Source organism: Allobosea sp. AK1 (assembly GCF_006714945.1).
GTDB lineage: Bacteria > Pseudomonadota > Alphaproteobacteria > Rhizobiales > Beijerinckiaceae > Allobosea > Allobosea robiniae.
Genome location: NZ_VFMG01000001.1, coordinates 3,683,149 through 3,702,076 on the forward strand (window position 1 = coordinate 3,683,149; position 18,928 = coordinate 3,702,076).

General features: G+C 65.9%; 16 protein-coding genes and 1 tRNA gene. 2 read left to right on the top strand and 15 right to left on the bottom strand.

Annotated features, from left to right (window positions below; genetic code table 11):
* Nucleotides 1–88: 88 nt before the first annotated feature.
* Both FHT98_RS17825 and FHT98_RS17830 read left to right on the top strand, forming a co-directional pair.
* Nucleotides 89–1,537, top strand: a complete 1,449-nt coding sequence (locus FHT98_RS17825; protein ID WP_142114794.1) for a sensor histidine kinase — start codon at nt 89–91, stop codon at nt 1,535–1,537.
* On the top strand, nt 1,534–2,223 hold the full coding sequence (locus tag FHT98_RS17830) for a response regulator transcription factor (protein ID WP_142114795.1): 690 nt from the start codon (nt 1,534–1,536) through the stop codon (nt 2,221–2,223). Before FHT98_RS17825 ends, FHT98_RS17830 begins: the two co-directional genes overlap by 4 nt.
* Nucleotides 2,224–2,282: 59 nt before the next feature.
* On the opposite strand, the gene FHT98_RS17835 is transcribed toward FHT98_RS17830, so the two are convergent.
* The 15 genes from FHT98_RS17835 to FHT98_RS17900 all read right to left on the bottom strand — a co-directional run bounded on the left by FHT98_RS17835 (nt 2,283) and on the right by FHT98_RS17900 (nt 18,892).
* Nucleotides 2,283–3,272 carry a PLP-dependent cysteine synthase family protein gene (locus tag FHT98_RS17835; protein ID WP_142114796.1) on the bottom strand — a complete coding sequence of 330 codons (990 nt, stop codon included), beginning with the start codon at nt 3,270–3,272 and terminating at the stop codon, nt 2,283–2,285.
* Between the two features lie 64 nt (nt 3,273–3,336).
* The gene (locus FHT98_RS17840; RefSeq protein ID WP_061965310.1) at nt 3,337–4,266 is read right to left on the bottom strand and encodes an ABC transporter substrate-binding protein; all 930 of its coding nucleotides are present in this window, start codon (nt 4,264–4,266) and stop codon (nt 3,337–3,339) included.
* Nucleotides 4,267–4,292: 26 nt separating this feature from the next.
* A complete protein-coding gene (locus FHT98_RS26660; protein WP_142114797.1) occupies nt 4,293–6,071 on the bottom strand; it encodes an amino acid ABC transporter permease/ATP-binding protein in 1,779 nt (592 codons plus the stop codon).
* A 30-nt stretch (nt 6,072–6,101) separates the two neighbouring features.
* Nucleotides 6,102–6,242: a hypothetical protein gene (locus FHT98_RS26240; RefSeq protein ID WP_185745207.1), complete on the bottom strand. Its 141-nt coding sequence runs from the start codon at nt 6,240–6,242 to the stop codon at nt 6,102–6,104.
* A gap of 11 nt (nt 6,243–6,253) precedes the next feature.
* The gene (locus tag FHT98_RS17850; RefSeq protein WP_142114798.1) at nt 6,254–7,612 is read right to left on the bottom strand and encodes an LLM class flavin-dependent oxidoreductase; all 1,359 of its coding nucleotides are present in this window, start codon (nt 7,610–7,612) and stop codon (nt 6,254–6,256) included.
* Nucleotides 7,613–7,631: 19 nt separating this feature from the next.
* A complete protein-coding gene (locus tag FHT98_RS17855) occupies nt 7,632–8,630 on the bottom strand; it encodes an MsnO8 family LLM class oxidoreductase (protein WP_142114799.1) in 999 nt (332 codons plus the stop codon).
* Between the two features lie 14 nt (nt 8,631–8,644).
* Nucleotides 8,645–9,241 carry a flavin reductase family protein gene (locus FHT98_RS17860; RefSeq protein WP_142114800.1) on the bottom strand — a complete coding sequence of 199 codons (597 nt, stop codon included), beginning with the start codon at nt 9,239–9,241 and terminating at the stop codon, nt 8,645–8,647.
* 248 nt (nt 9,242–9,489) lie between these two features.
* Nucleotides 9,490–10,116, bottom strand: coding sequence for a GNAT family N-acetyltransferase (locus tag FHT98_RS17865; protein WP_142114801.1), 627 nt, complete (start codon nt 10,114–10,116; stop codon nt 9,490–9,492).
* Nucleotides 10,117–10,509: 393 nt separating this feature from the next.
* Complete coding sequence (locus tag FHT98_RS17870; RefSeq protein ID WP_210244390.1) at nt 10,510–11,832, bottom strand: LLM class flavin-dependent oxidoreductase; 1,323 nt, start codon at nt 11,830–11,832, stop codon at nt 10,510–10,512.
* A gap of 37 nt (nt 11,833–11,869) precedes the next feature.
* On the bottom strand, nt 11,870–12,760 hold the full coding sequence (locus FHT98_RS17875) for an ABC transporter permease (protein WP_113585357.1): 891 nt from the start codon (nt 12,758–12,760) through the stop codon (nt 11,870–11,872).
* 16 nt (nt 12,761–12,776) lie between these two features.
* Nucleotides 12,777–13,694, bottom strand: a complete 918-nt coding sequence (locus tag FHT98_RS17880) for an ABC transporter permease (protein WP_113585356.1) — start codon at nt 13,692–13,694, stop codon at nt 12,777–12,779.
* Nucleotides 13,691–15,214 carry an ABC transporter substrate-binding protein gene (locus FHT98_RS17885; RefSeq protein WP_113585355.1) on the bottom strand — a complete coding sequence of 508 codons (1,524 nt, stop codon included), beginning with the start codon at nt 15,212–15,214 and terminating at the stop codon, nt 13,691–13,693. Before FHT98_RS17885 ends, FHT98_RS17880 begins: the two co-directional genes overlap by 4 nt.
* 289 nt (nt 15,215–15,503) lie before the next feature.
* A tRNA-Thr gene (locus tag FHT98_RS17890) sits at nt 15,504–15,578 on the bottom strand.
* Between the two features lie 111 nt (nt 15,579–15,689).
* Nucleotides 15,690–16,391 (bottom strand): ligase-associated DNA damage response endonuclease PdeM, encoded by a 702-nt coding sequence (gene pdeM, locus FHT98_RS17895; protein ID WP_142115809.1) that lies wholly within the window; start codon nt 16,389–16,391, stop codon nt 15,690–15,692.
* Nucleotides 16,392–16,405: 14 nt separating this feature from the next.
* Nucleotides 16,406–18,892, bottom strand: coding sequence for a ligase-associated DNA damage response DEXH box helicase (locus FHT98_RS17900; protein WP_113585339.1), 2,487 nt, complete (start codon nt 18,890–18,892; stop codon nt 16,406–16,408).
* Between the last annotated feature and the right edge of the window lie 36 nt (nt 18,893–18,928).

Below are 18,928 nucleotides of genomic sequence, written 5' to 3' on the forward strand. Positions count from 1 at the left end.
ATATCTTCTACTGAATCTATACATAGGTTATTAAGGGTAGAATTTTATCCAATATCGAGTATTGGCTGGGGCATGAGAATGCGGCGAGATGCTTGATCTCAAAACGGTCCTGATCGTGGCATTGGCGACTGCAAGTCTGCAGGCGGTGGCCTGGGTCTTCGTCTGGCGGGCCTGGCGCCATCTCTACGAGCTCAAATTCCTTGCGGCGGGCTTTGGAGCGATTGCCGTCGGCCTCCTCCTGATGATCATCCGTGGTCCGGAGCCGGGTGCCCTGGCTATCGTGCTGCACAACACGGTCATCAAATTGGGACTCGTCCTGCTCGCGGAGGGGCTGGCCCGCTTCCTGGGGCAGCCGCGCTATACCTGGATCGGCATCTCGCTCCTGGTTCTGCAGATCGCCGTCTGGAGCGCGGCCGTTGCGATCGACTCGGACGACATCGCGACCCGGATTTACAGCTCGACCGTCTTTACCGTGATCATGATGTCGGTGATGTGCCTGGGCCTCGTGCGGGACCGGACGCAACCCCCGCTCCTGCGCCTGATCACCATCGCCATTCTCGCCGAGTACATGGCGGCCAGCATCCTGCAGAGCGTCCTCGAATATCGCCTGCCCGCCGATTTCGACGGCGGCCCGATTCTGGCGGACCGCAACGCCTGGTACCTGTTGCAGGGCACGCTTTTCCTGATCGCGTTGTTCGCCTGCCTGCTCTTCATGGTTAGTTCGCGGCTCTCCGCCGATCTGCGCAGGAAGCACGACGCCCTGTTGCAGGAAGTGGAGGAGCGCCGCAGGCTCGCAAGCCGGCTGAATGCCAGCATCGAGGCCGAGCGGGCCCTGCGCGATGAACAAGCGGATTTCATGCGCGTGGTCAGCCATGAGTTCCGCACGCCGCTCGCGATCATCCGCAACGCCGTCGACATGATCGGTCTCGTCGGCGACAGGTCGCCCGAAGCCACGCGAGAACGCCTCTCCGGCATCGGCGAGGCGCTCAATCGCCTCTTCTCCCTCATCGACAGATTCATGGCGGATGACCGCGAGAACGGCTTCCAGCCCGAACCGGTCCAGCTCGGCTCCCTGATCGGGGATGCGCGCCTGCATTTCGAGATGACGGCACGCGGCGGCCGGCTCCATTTTGCCGTGGCCGACGAAGCCGCCTCCCTTCATGCCGACCCGGAAATGCTGGGGACGGTCATCATCAACCTGATCGACAACGCCTTGAAATATGCACCCGACGACCCGGCGATCCGCATCGAAGCCTGGGAGGAAGCGGCTTCCGTCGTGATCCAGGTTCGCGACCGGGGCATCGGCATTCCCCATGCCGAAGAAAGCAAGATCGGGCGCCGCTTCTTTCGCGCCTCCAACGCCAAGGCGATCACCGGCACCGGCCTGGGGCTCTACGCAGCGCGCAAGTTCCTGGCCTATCACGGCGGAACCCTGCAGCTCGTCTCCGACAACGGCGAGGGTACGACGGCCATCGTGCGCGTGCCGTCGTCGCGTGAGGCCGCCGCCGCCGATTTGCCAGAGGAGACTGCAGCGTGACGCAGATTCTGATCGTCGAGGACGAAACCCGGCTGCGCAAGGATCTGGTCGATTTCCTGGGGCTGTGCGGCTTCTCGGCCAGCGGGGTCGCATCAGCGCAGGAATTGCGCCAGGCGCTCGCAACCGGCCACACGGCCGACATCATCATTCTCGATGTCGGCCTGCCCGATGGAAACGGCTTCGAGCTCGCCAGCCAGATTCGCGAAACCCATCACTGCGGCATCATCATGCTAACGGCGCTCGGCGACAGCGACGACCGCATCCGTGGCTTCGAGAGCGGCGCGGACATCTACCTCGTCAAGCACAGCACGCTGCGCGAGATCGAGGCGGCCATTCGCAGCCTGCTGCGGCGGAGCGGAAACCTGCCCAGTGCGACGACCGGCATCAGCGATCAATGGCTGCTGGACGGCACGAATTGGATGCTGGTCGCGCCCAATCTCCGTTCGCTCAAGCTGACCGCGACCGAATTCGCCTTCATGAGTGCGTTGTGCAGCCGCGGCGGCGACATCTGCCAGCGCGAGGAATTGATGGAGACGCTTGCCCGCCCACGGTCGAACTTCGGCAACCGCCACCTCGACGCCATCGTCAGCCGCCTGCGCCGCAAGATCGAGGAGCGCACCAGCCTGCCAGCGCCGATCAAGGTCGTCTACGGCGTTGGCTATACCTTTACCGCAACCTTGCAATGACCATCCGTTGAACGGCTGCTGGCGCCTGTTCGCACTCGACGCGCGCTGATGGCTTTCGATCAGGCGGCGGCTTGATCCGGCGCGGGCGCCTGTTCCGCTCCAGGCCCGAGTTTCGGCGGGCTGAGATAGCGCTCGCCACTATCGGCGATGACCGCGACGATGGTCTTGCCGGCATTTTCCGGCCGCCGACCGAGTTCGGAGGCGGCGTAGAGCACGGCGCCGGAGGAGGTTCCGGCGAGGATGCCCTCCTCCTGCGCCAGCATCTGCGCGAAGCGGCGGGCCTGGGCGGTCTCGGTCACGATGACCTCGTCGACGACACGCGGGTCGAAATTGTCCGGCAGGTAATCGGCCTCGACTTCGGTGACCTTGTGAACGCCCTCGATGCTGTCCGGATAGGGGTTCTCGACCGAAGGCAGCGAGGCTGCGCCGGGTTCGACCACCACGACCTCCACGTCGCTCTTCTGCTCTTTGAGGAAGCGACCGGTGCCTGAGATGGTGCCGCCGGTGCCGACCGCTGCGACGAAAATGTCGACCTCGCCCTGTGTCGCCCTCCAGATTTCTGGACCGGTCGTCTCGAAATGGACGCGGGGATTAGCCGGATTGCCGCGCTGGTTGGTGTAATACGCATCCGGGTTCTCACGCCGTACCCGTTCGATGATCCGATGGATGGCGCCCGCTTGCAGAAAGACCGCGTTGTCGATCAGCACGACCTCGGCGCCGTATTGCTGGAGCAGCCGGATCTTGTCCTCGCTGATCGTATTGCGCAGGTAGAATTTCGAGCGATAACCCCGCGCCGCGGCGATAGCGGCGAGGCCGATGCCGGTATTGCCGCTGGTCAGGTCGACGATCAGCTGCCCCGGCTTGAGCAGACCCCTTTCCTCGGCGTCGCGGACGATGCCCCAGGCTGTGCGGTCCTTGATGCTGCCGGCCGGGTTCAGATACTCGATCTTCGCGAACAGCTTCGCCTTGAGGTTCTGCCTGTCTGCGAAGCGTTGAAGCGGCAGCAGGGGCGTGTTGCCGACGAGCGCAGCGAAGTTGTCGATTCCCATGGCGTTTCTCCCTGAAAAGATCGATGACGGCCGCCCGTTCACTGACGAGCGGCCGACGCCGATCTCACTTCCTCGGCAAGCCCGGCGGGTTGGTGCGCGATTCGGGGACGGCCTCGCTCGCGAGGTTCCAGCGGGCGAGGACCTTGCCGTAGTTGCCATTCTTGATCTGGCCGTTGAGGGCGGCCGTGATCGCCTCGGCAAGCCCTGCGCCCTTGCGCGTCGTCACCGCGATCTCGGCGGTCAGCGGCCAGCCGCCGCTGAAGTTGCCGGCGAGCCTGGTCTTGCCTTGCGTGGACTGGAAGCCGAGCGTCGGATTGGGGCCGAGATAGGCGTCGGCGCGGCCGCTCTCCAGGGCGATATAGAGTACGACGTCGTCGTCGAAATAGAGCGGCTCGACCGGCTTCAGCCCCGCCTTGACGTTCTGCTCGTTCCAGCGGAGCAGGATCTGCTCCTGGTTGGTCCCTGACCCGACGATAACCTTCAACCCGGCCACATCCTTGGGCTCGCGGATCTCGATCGGGTTGCTGGCCTTGACGTAGAAGCCGAGCAGGTCCTGCCGATAGGTCGAAAAGTCGAACTTCTCCTTGCGCTCCTCGGTCACCGTCACGTTCGAAAGCACGGCGTCGTATTTTCCCGAAACGACGCCGAGCGGCCAATCCGCCCACGCCACGTTGACGATTTCCAGCCTGCGCCCCAGCGCGTCGGCGACCAGGCTGGCAAAATCGATCTCGACGCCGATCTTGGTCCTGTTGTCCTCGGCGAAAGCGGCGAAGGGCAGCCGCACCGAGGCGCTGGCGACGGTAAAGACGCCGTCCTTCACGAATTTTGCGTCCTTGCCGATGGCCTTGATCGCGGCCTCGTCCGGTTCGGCGCGTGGGCGGGTCGCCTGCGCGGCAGAAAGGTCCAGCGCCTGTTGGGCCATGCCGGGCGCGAGGCTCAGGGTCAGGGAAGCGGCGCTGCCGAGCAGGGCGAGCAGGTGTCTGCGATGGATCATGGAGTGCTTTCTTCGGGAGTGAGCGGTCACAGGACCTTGGCCAGGAATTCGCGGGTGCGGGGATGGTCGGGCGTGCCGAGGACACGGGCCGGCGGGCCGGATTCGACGATGCGGCCGGCTTCCATGAACACCACCTCGTCGGCGACCTCGCGGGCGAAGCCGATCTCGTGGGTGACGATCACCAGCGTCGTGCCCGAGCGGGCGAGTTCCTTGATGACGTCCAGCACCTCGTTGACGAGTTCGGGGTCGAGCGCCGAGGTGGGTTCGTCGAACAGCAGCACCTTGGGCTTCAGGGCCAGCGCGCGGGCGATGGCCACACGCTGCTGCTGGCCCCCGGACAGCTGGCGCGGATAGGCGCCGGCCTTGTCGGCGAGTCCGACACGCGCGAGCAGATTTCGCGCCTCCGCAAGCGCCTGCACGCGAGGAATTCCACGCACCGAGACCGGCGCCTCGACGATGTTCTCGATGGCCGTGAGGTGCGGGAACAGGTTGAAGTTCTGGAAGACCATGCCGACATCGACGCGGCGCTTCAGGATCTCGCGTTCCTTGAGCTCGTAGAGCGTGTCACGGTCCTGGCGATAGCCGATCAGCGCGCCGTCGATGGTGATGAAGCCTTGGTCGGCGCGCTCGAGATGGTTGATCGCGCGCAACAGCGTGGACTTGCCGGAGCCCGATTGCCCGATGATCGCGGTGACGCTGCCGGATCGCAGGGTGAGGCTGACATTGTCGAGGACTGTGAGCGGGCCGAAGCTCTTCGAGACGCCGCCGATCCTGATCTCACCGCCGGGGCGGGTCGCAGCAGCGGATGGTGATGGGGCTGGGGCAACATGCTCGCTACCGGGAGCGCGACCCGCCGGCACATGTCGCCTGAGCCATGCGAACGCTTGCGTCAGCGCGGAAGCCGGCGGATTGCGCAAGGCGCCGCGCGAATAATGCCGCTCGATATGGTGCTGCACGAAGGACAGCACGCTGAGGATCACGAGATACCAGACCGTTGCCACCATCAGCAACGGGATGACCTCGAGATTGCGCCGGTAGATGATCTGGATGGTGTAGAACAGCTCGGGCAGCGCCAGGATATAGACCTGACTGGTGCCCTTCGTCAGGGAGATGATCTCGTTGAAGCCGTTCGGCAGGATCGTCCGCATCGCCTGCGGCAGCACGATGCGGGTGAATTGCCGTCGTTGCGGCAGGCCGAGTGCGGCCGCGGCCTCGTGCTGCCCCTGATCGACCGAGAGGATGCCGCCGCGCACGATTTCCGAGGAGAAGGCCGCCGCATGCAAGGTCAGTCCCAGCACCGCCGCGAAGAAAGGCGTGATCAGCTGCGTCGTCGACCAGGTAGCGAAGGTGATGCCGGTGAACGGAACGCCGAGCCAGACAGTGCTGTAGAGATAGCCGAGGTTGTTGAGGATCAGCAGCAGGACGATCAGCGGCACCGAGCGGAACAGCCAGACATAGGCGAAGGACAGGGAGGCCAGCAGCGGCGAGCCCGAGACCCGCGCCAGGGCGAGCAGCGTCCCGAACAGGAAACCGAGCCCGGTGCCCGCGAGCGTCAGCAGCAGCGTGCGACCAAGGCCGGCCAGGACCGGCTCCGAGAAGAACCATTCCGCAAAGACGTCCCAGCCCCAACGCGGGTTGGAGAACACGGAGTTCAGCACCGCGAAGATCACCAGGGCGGCGAAGATGGTGCCGATGGTACGGGCCGGATAGCGCGCAGGCACGATCCGGAACCGGCTGAAATCACCGACGTAGGGTACCGTCTGGGCGCGCGCGGGCAGGCCCGCAAGATCGCTAGCGAGGGTCATGATCTGGCTCGTGTGATGGATGTCGTTGCGTCAGCCCGTCCGCAGCTGCGGCCAGGTATCCGGCTGCTTCGCCGGCGAAGCGAGCGCGGGTGGCAGGCGGTTTTCGAAGGGCAGGATCCGATAGCTTTCCGGATCCAACGCCTTGGCCCCGGCAGTGATGCGGATGGTCATCGCCGCTCGCCTCAGCCGGCCCTGCGCGCTTGCTCGCCCGCGCCGGCATCGACGTAGCGGCTCGTCTTGCGGGGCAGTCCGAGGTGGTCGCGCAACGTCGTGCCCGGGAGCGAGCGGTCATAAACGCCACGCTCCTCCAGCACCGGGATGACCAGCTCGACGAAGTCGGAAAGGCCCTGGCCAAGGACCGGAAAACCGAGAACGAAGCCGTCGGCTGCCTGCTTCTCGACGCGCCAGATCAGCACGTCGGCGATCTCCTCCGCCGTGCCGATCAGATCCGTTCGCGGCGTCGCCGCCTCCAGCGCGGCCTCGCGCAGCGTCTGATGTTTCAGCGCGGCGTTGCGCTTGATGCGGTCGGTGGTGGAGCGGAAACTGTTCTTGCCGATTTCGCCGAGTTCCGGGAAGGGCGCATCGAGCGGATAGGCCGTGAAGTCGTGATGGTCGAAATAGCGGCCGAGATAGGCCAGCGCCTCGTCGATCGAGACGAGATTGCGGATCGCCTGATACTTCTCCTCCGCTTCGGCATGAGTGCGCCCGACAATGGGGCCGGCGCCAGGGAATATCTTGATGTCGTCGGCACTCCGTCCATGGGCGAGCGCGCTGGTCTTGATACTGCGGTAGAGGGCCTGGGCATCCTCGAGTGGCACATGATTGGCGAAGACCGCATCGGCATGCCGGCCGGCCAGGCCAATTCCGGCTTCCGAGGCGCCGGCCTGGAAGAGCACGGGCTGTCCCTGCGCCGAGCGCTGGATATTCAGCGGTCCCTCCACCTGGAAGAAGCGGCCCTTGTGGCCCAGCGTATGCAGCTTCTCGCGGTCGAAGAAGCGCCCGCTCTGCCGGTCGCGAACGAAGGCGTCGTCATCCCAGGAATCCCAGAGCCCCTTGGCGACATCGAGATATTCCTGCGCGATCTCGTAGCGCAGGGAATGTTCAGGGTGCGGCCGGCTGTAGTTGCGGCCCGAGCCCTCCAACGGTGAGGTCACTGCGTTCCAGCCGGCGCGGCCGCCGCTGATCAGGTCCAGCGAGGCGAACTGCCGGGCGATGGTGAAAGGGTCGCTATAGGATGTCGAGACCGTGCCGACGAGCCCGAGCTTGCGCGTCGTCGTCGCCAGCGCCGACAGGATCGTCAGAGGCTCGAAGCGGTTGAGGAAATGCGGGATCGACTTCTCGTTGATGTAGAGCCCGTCGGCCACGAAGGCGAAGGCGATGCCGTTCTCCTCCGCCTTGCGGGCATTGGCGATGAAGAAGTCCAGATTAACGCTGGCATCGGCCGGATTGGCCGGGTGCCGCCAGGAATTCATGTGGCTCCCGGCACCCTGCAGCATCACCCCGAAGGTCAGGCGGGTCTTGCGCGGCGGTGTCTGGGCCATGGCGAGTCTCCTTTGACGATCAAGCGGCGAGAGCAGGCGCTTCACCGGCCAGCAGGCTGACCGATGTGGCGCGAAGCCGCGTCGCCGCGACGGGGGTGTCGATGATGAATTCCGAGACGCCGAAGCGCGCGTGCAGGACGTCCAGTTCCCGGCGAACATCCTCGGCCGTGCCGGACAGGACATGCGGCCTGCGGATCTCGGCTCTGAAATCCGTTGCGCCGGCCTGCCGCGCGAACTCCGCGGCCTGTTCCTCGCTGCCGAGATTGACGCTCTGGCCGTCCGCCAGCGAAACCCGGACGACCCTGAGCTGATCGGTGATGCTGCGCGCTTCTTCGGCAGTCGGGGCCGCGAGCGCTGCGACACTCAGCAGCGGCGTCCCGATGCCGCCGGATTTTGCGTAAGTCTCGAAGCTGCTTTCGAGCGCTTTGGGATCGCCGTTGAGCTGGCCCGCAAAAACGAGCCTCCAGCCCAGTCCGGCGGCGAGCGCGGCACTTTCGGCACTGGCGCCCAGCAAGAAGCGCTCCGGCGGAGCGGACGGTGCTGGAAAGGCCTTAGCGACGTCGATACCCGGCGAAGCCTTGCTTCGGTCGAGCAGATAGTCGTTCAGTTCGCGCAGGAGTTCGCCGAAGGGCGCTGCCTCGGCTTGGCGGGCTCGCAGCGCCCGGGTCGAGAAAGGCAGCCCGCCAGGTGCCTTGCCGATGCCGAGATCGACGCGATCCGGCGCTAGCGTTGCCAGCAGATTGAAGGTCTCCGCCACCTTATAGGGGCTGTAATGGCCGAGCAGCACGCCGCCGCTGCCGATCCTGATGCGCTGGGTGCGGGCCGCAAGATGCGCGATCAGGATCTCCGGCGCGCTGCTGGCGAGCCCAGGGGCTCCGTGATGCTCGGCCAGCCAGAACCGCGCGTAACCCAGTCGCTCGGCCGCCTGTGCGAGCGCGACGCTTCGGCGGATGGCGTCGGTGGCGGGCTCGCCGTCCAGGATCGGACTCTTGTCGAGAAGGCTCAGGCTATAAGGCATGACTCCGCTCGCGCTCAAAAGGCCCGAAGGCCGACGGAAGGAAGCGATTGCTGCGGCGATAGCGACGATTCGAAGCGCCCGTCGCGGTAGATCAGGGCCGGTTGCTGCCGGCCGATGCGAATCTCGCGGATGCGGCCGATCACGATCGCATGGGTGTGACGCTCGATCAGTTCCTCGACCTCGCAATCCAGCGAGGCCAGCGCGCCATCAAGCAGGGCGGAGCCCGTCACGCCCTCGCTCCAGTGCGCGCCGGCATAGCGCTCTTCGCCCTTCTCGCCGCGGCGGCCGGAGAAGCGCTCGGCGACGTCAGCCTGGGAGGCGGCCAGGAAGTTGACGGCGAAGGCACCTTCCCGGCGCAGCACCAACGCTGTCGAAGACGCCAGATTGAGCCCGAACATCAGGGTCGGTGGTTCCGCCGAGAGTGACGAAACGGATGTCGCGACCAGCCCGGTCCGCCCGCCATCGCGTCCGCTGGTCACAACGCTCACTCCGCCTGGCAGCTGGCGCATCGCCGCCCTGAACGAGCCGACGGAGACCGGTCCGGACGAAGCCGGCTCGGGATGCGGTGCGCTGGCGAGGTTCTTGCGGGATGCGAGCGGCACGATGGTCATCGGATACTCCGAACAGGCTGAAGCGGGCGGGCCGCAAGGAAATGGACGCAACGGCGCTCAAGCCGCCCGGAGCGAGACCAGGTTGGCCCAATAATCGGATGGAGGAAAACTTGGTGCGGATCGAAATCGACCCGTCATCACAAGTGTCGGGTTCATCTCTGCTTCGATCAAGAGTTCAGATTTGCAAAGATTCCGGCCGGTGCAGATCGATTACCTTCTGGGCGGCGAACATGCGTCGCGATTTCACTTCACGCGGCGTCAGAGCGCAGGGCAGCCAGCCGCAAGGCGATCCGGGTCTCCTGCTCCGCCTTGATGGCTGCGACCCGGGCACTTGCCTCCGCGAAGGATGCGGCTGGCGGATGGATCGGCGTTGCCGGTGTCGTACCTGCCCTGGTCCCGATGGATTTCTCGAAGGGCAGCGACCGATACAGTTCCGGCTCGACGGACATGTCGAACAGGGGCCGATAGCCGAGCGAACGATACAGATTGGTCGCCTCGGGCTGGCGGAAGCCGGTCGTGAGATAGGCCCGCACATATCCTAGCGCTGCCGCGGCGTCCTCCAGGGCAGCAACAATCCGCCGGGCAAGGCCCTGCCGCCGCATATCCTCGCGCGTCCAGATCCGCTTCAGCTCCACGGTCTCGTCGTCATGGCTCATGAAGGCGCCACCGGCGATCGTCTCGTCACCACGGCGGAGGAGGATGAATTCGCCCAGCGGCGGCGCGAAGGCCTCCGCCGGATAGCGCATCAACTCGGAGCGTGCGCCGCCAGGGCGGCTATTGGCTCCGTAGCGTCCGTCATATTCCGCTATGAGCCCCTCGACCAGGATTTCGGCACGCGGGTCTAGCGGGGAGGTCCTGACGATCAGGTCTGGCATGAAAAGGCTCCGGCAGATGGCGCTGGCTACGGCGCATTATCGGTCGGAGTAGAATATCGGCGGATTTATCCCGATCAATACTTCAAGAAAAATAAGTATGATGCTTCTATTTGGTGCGATTATTAGAAAATTACCTTTTGTCAAACTGAGGAATTGTGAGCGCATCCTGCTAATGTGGTCGAGGAAGCGGACGGGTCTCTGGCGTTTGCCTCGGTGAACTGCGCCCCGTCAGGCGATTTGGGCGGCATCGACCGGTTCCCGGTCGATCGGCAGTGTCGATGCGAGCCACGCCCGGCCAGGTCGCAGCCGAGATGGATCGCTTTCGTCCCAAGGCCTCGCGCCTCTCGCGCCTGTCATCACCCGACATCGATCCGGCGCCCTTCTATGTCTGGGTCAGGCGAAGGCGCCGAGGCTTGGTATCGGGAGGGCGAAGCGCGCCCGCAAGGTCGTCTCCTCATAGCGTTCGCGGAACAGCCCACGCGCCTGCAGTTCGGGCACGACCAGATCGACGAAATCGTCGAGCCCGTCCGGCATGGAGGCGGGGATCAGGTTGAAGCCGTCAGCGCCGCCCTGCTCGAACCAATGCTGAAAATCGTCGGCGATGGTCTTGGGCGAGCCGATGACGATACGGTGCCCATGCGAGGCGATCGCGAGGGCCGCGAGTTCGCGCAGCGTGTAGTTCTCGGCGCGAGCCTTGTTCAGCAACAGGCGCACCCGGCTCTCGCCATGGATGCGCTCTCCCGGCTCCGGCACCGGGCCGTCAAGCGGATGGGTCGACAGGTCGTAGCCCCAGCGGCCGGAGAGCTGCCTGATGCCGGCCGCAATGTCGGTATGTTCCTGCAGCGCCGTGAATTTCTCCCGCGCCTCGGCATCGGTGCGGCCCACGATCGGCATGACGCCCGGGAGGATCGGCGGCGTCGGACGCCCGGCCGCCTCGGCTACCTCCGCCAAGGCATGGCGGTAGACGCGCGCGTCGTCGATCGTGTCCTGCGCGGTAAAGGCGAGGTCGGCTTGCGCCCCGGCGAGTCCGATGCCGTCGCGCGACGAGCCTGCCTGAACGATCACCGGATGTCCCTGGGGTGGGCGAGAGATGTTGAGAGGCCCGCGCACGGAGAAAAACGCTCCCCTGTGCTCCAGCAGACGCACCCGGCTGGTATCGAGGAACCGCCCGGTCTCGCGCTCCATCACGAGCGCTTCGTCGGCCCAGCTGTCCCAGAGCCCGCGCACCACCTGCACGAACTCCCCGGCCCGGGCGTAGCGGGCCGCGTGGTCGGGCAGCGCGGGGAGGCTGAAGTTCTCGGCCGACCGGTCGGATTGCGTCGTCACCACGTTCCAGCCGACGCGTCCGCGGCTGATATGGTCGAGCGAGGCCAGTTGCCGGGCGATGTTGTAGGGCTCGGAAAAGCTGGTCGAGATCGTGCCGACCAGCCCGATCTTCGACGTCGCGATCGCGAGCGCCGAAAGCAAGGTGATCGGCTCGAGGCCGCCCGCCTTGCCCTGCGCGCCGGGCTCGGGGCCGGCCAGGTTGTCGGCCACGAAGAACATGTCGAACAGGCCTTCCTCGGCCTTGCGCGCGTTCCGGATGGCCCAGTCGATATCCTCCGGATGTCCCTGCGCCTCGGCCCGGCGCCAGGCGGCGGGGTGGCGCCCCAGCGGCTGGTTGAACAGGCCGAGATGGAGCTTGCGCTTGCCGGAATGGCGGTGATGCATCGTCATTGGTCTGGGTCGCTTCGATATCGGGAAGGAGATGCGCTCAGTCGAGGCGCGGATCGAGATGGTCCCGCAGCCAGTCGCCGAGCAGGATCACGCCGAGCACGGTCAGTGTGATCGCGATGCCCGGGAAGGTCGCGACCCACCAGCTGGTCGCGAGATACTGCCGGCCTTCGCTGAGCATCTGGCCCCAGGAGATATCCGGCGGCTGAATGCCGAAGCCGAGAAAGCTCAGGGCCGATTCCGCCAGAATCACCGTTCCGACATTCATCGTCGAGACCACCACGAAGGAGGAGAGCGTGTTGGGCAGGATATGGCGCAGCAACAGCCCCAGCGGCCGGGCGCCCAGCGCGCGTGCCGCGGCGACATAATCCATCTCCTTCACGCTGAGCACATCGGCTCTGACGATCCGCGCGGCGCCGACCCAGTTCGTGGCGGCGATGACCACGACGAGCGGCAGCAGCCCGGTCCCGGCCACGAGCGCCACGACCAGCATGAAGAGCATCGTCGGGATTGCCAGCATCGCATCGATCAGCCGCATGATGAGGAGATCGACCTTTCCGCCTGCCATGCCGGCGACGAGACCGAGCGCGAGCCCGATCAGGCTCGACAGCGCCACGGCGGCGACACCGACTGCAAGAGAGGTGCGTGCGCCGAAAAGGATGCGGCTGAACAGATCGCGTCCCTGACTGTCGGTTCCGAGAAGATGGCGCAGATCGCCGCCCTCCAGCCAGGCCGGCGGCATCAGCTTCAGCGACAGGTTGCGTCGCAGCGGATCGAGCGGCGCCAACTGGTCGGCGGCGAGCGCTACCGCCACCATCATGGCGACGATCAACAATCCTGCGACCCCCGCCTTGTTCGACAGGAGCGATCGCGCCAGGCGCGGAATCACGATTCTGGTTTCGCGCGGGATCGGCAGCGATAACGGTGTCATGTGCCTGGAACTCCGGTCAGTGCCGCAGGCGCGGGTCGATCAGGCGATAGAGCGCATCTGTCGCCAGGTTGATCGTGAGCGCCATGATGGTGATGACGAAGACCGCGATCTGGATGACGGCCATATCCTTGACGTAGACCGCTTGCACGACAAGCTGGCCGAGGCCGGGCCAGGAGAACACGGTCTCGGTGACGAGCGCCCCGCCGAGCAGGGCGATGGCGTGCAGCGAGGTCATCGTCAGGGCCGGGATCAGTGCGTTGCGCAATCCGTGGCGCAGCACGACCAGCGTCTCGGGGACCCCCTTGGCGCGGGCCGTGCGGACATAGTCCTGTCCCATCACCTCGAGCAGGCTGGAGCGGATCAGCTTGGTCAGTTCTGCCGCGAAACCCGTCCCCAGCGTAACCGCCGGGAGGATGAGGTGCGCAAAGCCGCCGCTGCCCGAGACCGGCACCAGCCGCAGCCAGACGCCGAAGATGAGGATCAGCATGATCCCGACCCAGAAATTCGGCATCGCCTTGCCCAGCACCGTCACGGCCGAGATCGCGAAATCCGGCAGGCTGTTGCGCCTCAGCGCAGCGAAGATGCCCGTGGGCAGCGCGATCAGGATCGCGACGACGAGCCCCCCGGCTGTCAGCGTCAGCGTGGCGGGGATACGCTCCAGCACCACGGGCAGGGCATCTGTGCCATAGCGATAGGATACCCCGAAATCCCCGCTGAGGATGTTCGCCATGTAGTGCAGGTACTGCGTGTACCAGGGCTGATCGAGCCCCCACGCTGTGATGAGGGCGAGCCGGTCCGCTTCGCTGGCGTCCTCCGGGATCAGCAGGGCGGAGGGATCTCCGGTAAGGTAGACCAGGACGAAGACCACCAGCGATACGATGTAGAGCACGGGCACGAATTGCAGCAGGGCCCGCAGCGGGGAGCGCTTGGTCATGGCCGCCCGACATCCTCCGCAGCGATCATCTCGTCGAAGCGGCCGTCATAGACCACGCGGTCGCTGACGCCGTAGATCGACTGCGGGAGCAGCAAACCGATACGCACGCGCTGCTCGGCGACGATCTTCTGCGCCTGCTGCGAGAGCGCGATGCGCTCCGCCTCCGTCTTCGCGTTGCCGGCTTTCTTCGCCAGGTCTTCGAAGGCAGGGTCCGACCAGTCGTAATGGCGCTTGAAGTCCTGCACGAAGATCGAGGAAGCGTCCGTGTAGGAGCCCATGCCCCAGAGATAGAGTTCCCCGAAGCCGTCGCCGGCAAGCCTGCTGTTGTAGACCGTCCAGTCGAGCACCTCGACCTGCACCCGGAAGCCGACATCCTCCAGGTAGCCTCCCACGGCCTCGACGATCTCGCGATCCTTCACATAGCGACCGCTGGGCGTGCTGATCTTGATCGCGGGGCGCTTGCGGCCATCGAACCCGGCCTCTTTCAGCAGCGCTTTGGCGCGTTCAGGGTCGAAGCGGATATTCGTGTTGAGGTCCGGCGCGAAGCCCGGGATGGCGGGCGGGAAGAAGCCGCGGGTCGACTTGCCATGTCCTTCCAGCACCTGTTTCACGATGGCATCGCGGTCGATGGCGAGGTCGATCGCCTCGCGCAGCTTCGGATCGCCGGTGACGCGGTCCTTGCCGGTGCGTACATGCAGGGCGATGTTGCGCGCGATGTCGAAGGTGATGGCGCGGGTGCCCTTGTTGTCGTTCAGCCGGGCGATGTCCTCAGGCGGGATGTTGACGGCAATGTCGACGCCGCCGGTCAGCAGTTCGGCGACGCGGGTGGTGGTCTCGGGGATCGAGCGGATCACCACCTTTTCCCATTTCGGCGTGCCGCCCCACCAGCGCGGGTTCCGGCTCAGGATGACCTGGTCGGACTTGATCCACTGTTCGAAGACATAGGGGCCGGTGCCGACCGGCTTCTTGAAGAACTCCTCCTTCCCGCCGGCCTTCTCGAAGGCGGCCTTGGGCAGGATGCCCGCGCCGTTGCCGACGAAATAATGCAGCAGCAGCGTGTCGGGCCTGTCCGTCTCGATCACCACCGTCGTGTCGTCGGGCGCCTCGACCGATTTGATGCGACGGAACTTCGAGGCGTTGATCAGCTTCTTGTCTTGCTGGGCCCGTTCGATGGTGAACTTCACGTCTGCCGCAGTGAAGCGATCGCCATTGTGCCAGAGCACGTCGTCGCGCAGTTTGAAGGTCCAGCGGATGTTGTCTTCCGTGCTCCAGGAGCGCGCGAGACGCGGTGTGAAGCGCAGCTGGCCCTGGCTGAAATCCTTGTCGACCAGGTACTCGTAGATATTGACGAGCGCCGACTCGGTACTGTTGTTGCCGTGATTGGCCGGGTCGAGCGACAGGATGTCGTTGCCCTGCGCGATGGTCAGGGTCTGCGCCGCAGCGGCGCCCGCCATGCTGGCGAGGGCAAGGCCTGCCGAGAGGATGAAGCCAGACCAGTATGTAGGACGAAACAGGGGCATGCGGAGCGCGTCTCTTGCAAGGTTGTCGTCCTCTAGGATTAGCGTCCTCCGCCTGGAAAAGGCCTCCGAACATCGACGTGATTGGAAAGCGATGCTTTCCGGCTCAGCTGCCGCGCGACAGTTTTATTCTCCCGCCCGCCATGGGACAGACCATTTCAATAGCCTTGTCGGGCGAGGGGAGTCAGTCAGGAGAGAAAGCCGGCCCTCTTCGGCGACGGCCTGGTCGGCTGCGGAAACAGTGCGTCTCTTCCGAGATCGCTGGAAAATAATCGGCTATCCGGAGAATGGCTGGTGCTGCGAGCGAGGATTGAACTCGCGACCTCTCCATTACCAATGGAGTGCTCTACCACTGAGCTACCGCAGCAGGTCCGGCGGCCGAAGCGTTCGCGGTCGCTCTGAGGCGGTTGCGTGCGCTGGCGTCGTTCCGAAGCGGCGCCCTGATGCCACAACCTTGTGACGGACGCAACCCGCTCGATCAATCCGGCAGCAATAACCGTGGATCGATCCGGAAGAGCCGGCCGTCGCCAAGCAGATGGGCGCTCAAGCCTTCGCGGAACAGCGGCCGGAAAGCGGCGTCGCGCAGGTTGAGGCCGCCGGCATAGGCGCCCATCGCCGGCATCACGCAACGCCGCGCCGACATCGCGAAGCAGCGCCGCCGGATCGCGCGCCCGCGCATCCGGACCTTGGCGGCCGGATGCAGATGCCCGGCGATCTCGTAGCCGTCTTCGGAGGCGGTCGGCTCGTGGCGCAAGGTCACGCCGGCAAGCACGACCTCCGCCGCACTCTCGCCGCCCATGGCACGGCTGATCGCCGGGTCGTGGTTGCCGGTGATCCAGAGCCAGTCGCGGCCCTGCTGCATCAGGCTGAGCGTGGCTCGTGTCTCGGGCGCAAGGCGGTTTTCGGCATCACGATCGTGGAAGCTATCGCCGAGCGCGATCACGCGGGCCGGCTGATGGCGCCGGATCGCGTGGCCAAGCGCCACGAGCGTTGCAGTGGAATCATAGGGCGGCAGCATCACGCCGCGCGCCGCATAGGCGGAGCCCTTTTCCAGATGCAGGTCCGCGACGACGAGCGTGCGCTCCTCCGGCAACCAGAGCGCGCCCGAGAGATCGGGCACGAGCGCGAGCTGGCCCAGCATGAAGGCCTCGTTCGTCGCTCCGGGCTCCTTGGCCAGCATTGCCGCTGCAGCCGTCACGCCATCGCCTCTTCCGTCAGCATCGCCTCTGCTTCCGCCAGGATCTCGTCCGCCGCCTCGCCATAGACCGCCTCGCGCCCGATCTCGAGCATGACTGAGACGGAGAGCGGCGAGACATGGTCGAGCGGCTGATGCACGATTCGCCCGCTGATCCGTGTCAGCATCTCACCAAGCCGGCGAATGTCGAGCAGGCCGGTTGCCGCGTCTGCTCGCGCGGCCTTGAGCAGGATATGGTCGGGCTCGTGCCGGCGCAGCACGTCGTAGACCAGATCGGTCGAAATCGTCACCTGCCGCCCGCTCTTCTCCTGGCCGGGGAAGCGGCGCTCGATCAATCCGCCGATGATGGCGCAGGAACGGAAGGTGCGCTTCATCAGCGCCGATTCCGCCATCCAGTCCTCCAGATCGTCGCCGAGCATATCCTGCGCGAAGAGCTCGTCGAGATTGAGCGCGCCGCGCGCGATCGCGGCGGTCATGTCACCCAGCGTCCAGCAGGCCATGCCGTAATCGTTGCAGACGAAGCCGAGCGGGCGCATCCGGGCGCGCTCCAGCCGGCGCGTCAGCAGCATGCCGAGCGTCTGGTGGGCGAGGCGTCCCTCGAACGGGTAGGCGGCGAGATAGAAGCGCCCGCCGCGCGGAAAAGTCTCGACCAGCAGCTCGCCGGGCTGTGGCAGTCGCGATATCCGCTTCTGCGCATGCAGCCAGGCCGAGACCTCCTCCGGCAGGGTATGCCAGAGGCTGGGCGAGGCCAGGATCGCGCGCACGCGCGCCGCGAGGAAGGTCGAGAGCGGGAACTTGCCGCCGTCATAGGACGGGATTTTCGGATCGGTGCCGGGCGAGGCGCGCGAGCAGACCGCCTCGTTCTCGACGATCCCCTCGAAGCGCAGGACCTCGCCGGCGAAGACGAAGGTATCGCCCGCCACCATGGTCTCGGCGAAATACTCCTCGATCTCGCCGAGCACGCGCCCGCCGCGCGTGATCATGCCGGGCTGGCCCGGCCTGCCGGCGCGCGCCCGGCCGAGCCGGACCTTCAGCATCGTCGCCTCGACGATGGTGCCGACATTCATGCGGTATTGCTGGATCACGCGGGCGTTGCTGGCGCGCCAGAGGCCGGCCTTGTCCTGCCTGAGCTTGGCGAAGCGCTCATAGCTCTTCAGCGCATAGCCGCCGGTCGCGACGAAATTGACGACGGCGTCGAAGTCTTCGCGGGTAAGGTCGGCGTAAGGCGAGGCGGTGCGGACCTCCTCATAGAGCGCGTCGGCCTCGAACCCATCGGAACATGCGACGCCGAGCACATGCTGGGCGAGCACGTCGAGAGCGCCGATGCGCGGTGGTGGCGTGTCCTGCGCGGCCTCATGCACGGCTTCGAGCGCGGCGCGGCACTCCAAGAGCTCGAAGCGGTTGGACGGCACCAGCAGCGCCTCCGAGGGCTCGTCCATGCGGTGGTTGGAGCGGCCGATGCGCTGGATCAGGCGGCTCGCGCCCTTCGGCGCACCGAGATTGACGACGAGGTCGACATCGCCCCAGTCGATGCCGAGATCGAGCGTCGCGGTACAGACCACGGCCTTGAGCCGTCCGTCCGCCATGGCAGCCTCGACCTTGCGGCGCTGCTGGGCGTCGAGCGAGCCGTGATGCAGCGCGATCGGCAGGTTGTCGTCGTTCAGGTTCCACAAGGCCTGGAAGGCGAACTCCGCCTGCATCCGCGTGTTGACGAAGACCAGCGTCAGCTTGTGCGTGCGGATCGCCTGATAGACCTCGGCCATCGCATGCAGGGTGGTGTGGCCGGCGATCGGCAGGCGCCGTTCCGTGTCGAGAATGCCGATGCGTGGCTTGGCGCCTCCTGCAACAGTGACGAGCCCGGCCGGCGTCCCGGCGCCGCCGAGATAGCGCTGGAGATCGGCCGGCTCGCGCACCGTCGCCGAGAGGCCCACGGCCGAGACCTGCGGCGCCAGCGCCTTCAACCGCGCGAGATCGAGCGCCAGCAGGTCGCCGCGCTTGGAGGTGACCAGCGCATGCAATTCGTCGAGCACGATGCGGCGCAAATTGGAGAAGAACGGGGCGGCATCGCGATGCGAGACCAGCAGCGCGAGCTGTTCCGGCGTCGTCAGCAGGATATCGGGCGGGCGCTGGATCTGGCGCGTGCGCTTGGCGGCGGAGGTGTCGCCGGTGCGCGTCTCGATTGTGATCGGCAGTGCCATCTCGTGCACGGGCGCTTCGAGATTGCGGGCAATGTCGACGGCGAGCGCCTTCAGCGGCGAGATATAGAGCGTATGCAGCCCGTCATGCCGGCCCTTCCGCTCAGCCAGCTCCACCAGCGAGGGCAGGAAGCCGGCGAGCGTCTTGCCGGCGCCGGTGGGTGCGACCAGTAGCGTCGAGCGCCCGGCGCGGGCTTCCTCCAGCAACGCGAGCTGATGCGGCCGCACGCTCCAGCCGCGCCCGGAAAACCAGGCCTCGAAGGCGGGAGGGAGCGGGGAGGGAGCGGCCATGCCGGCCGAAGATAGGGGGTGATGAGGGAGAACGAA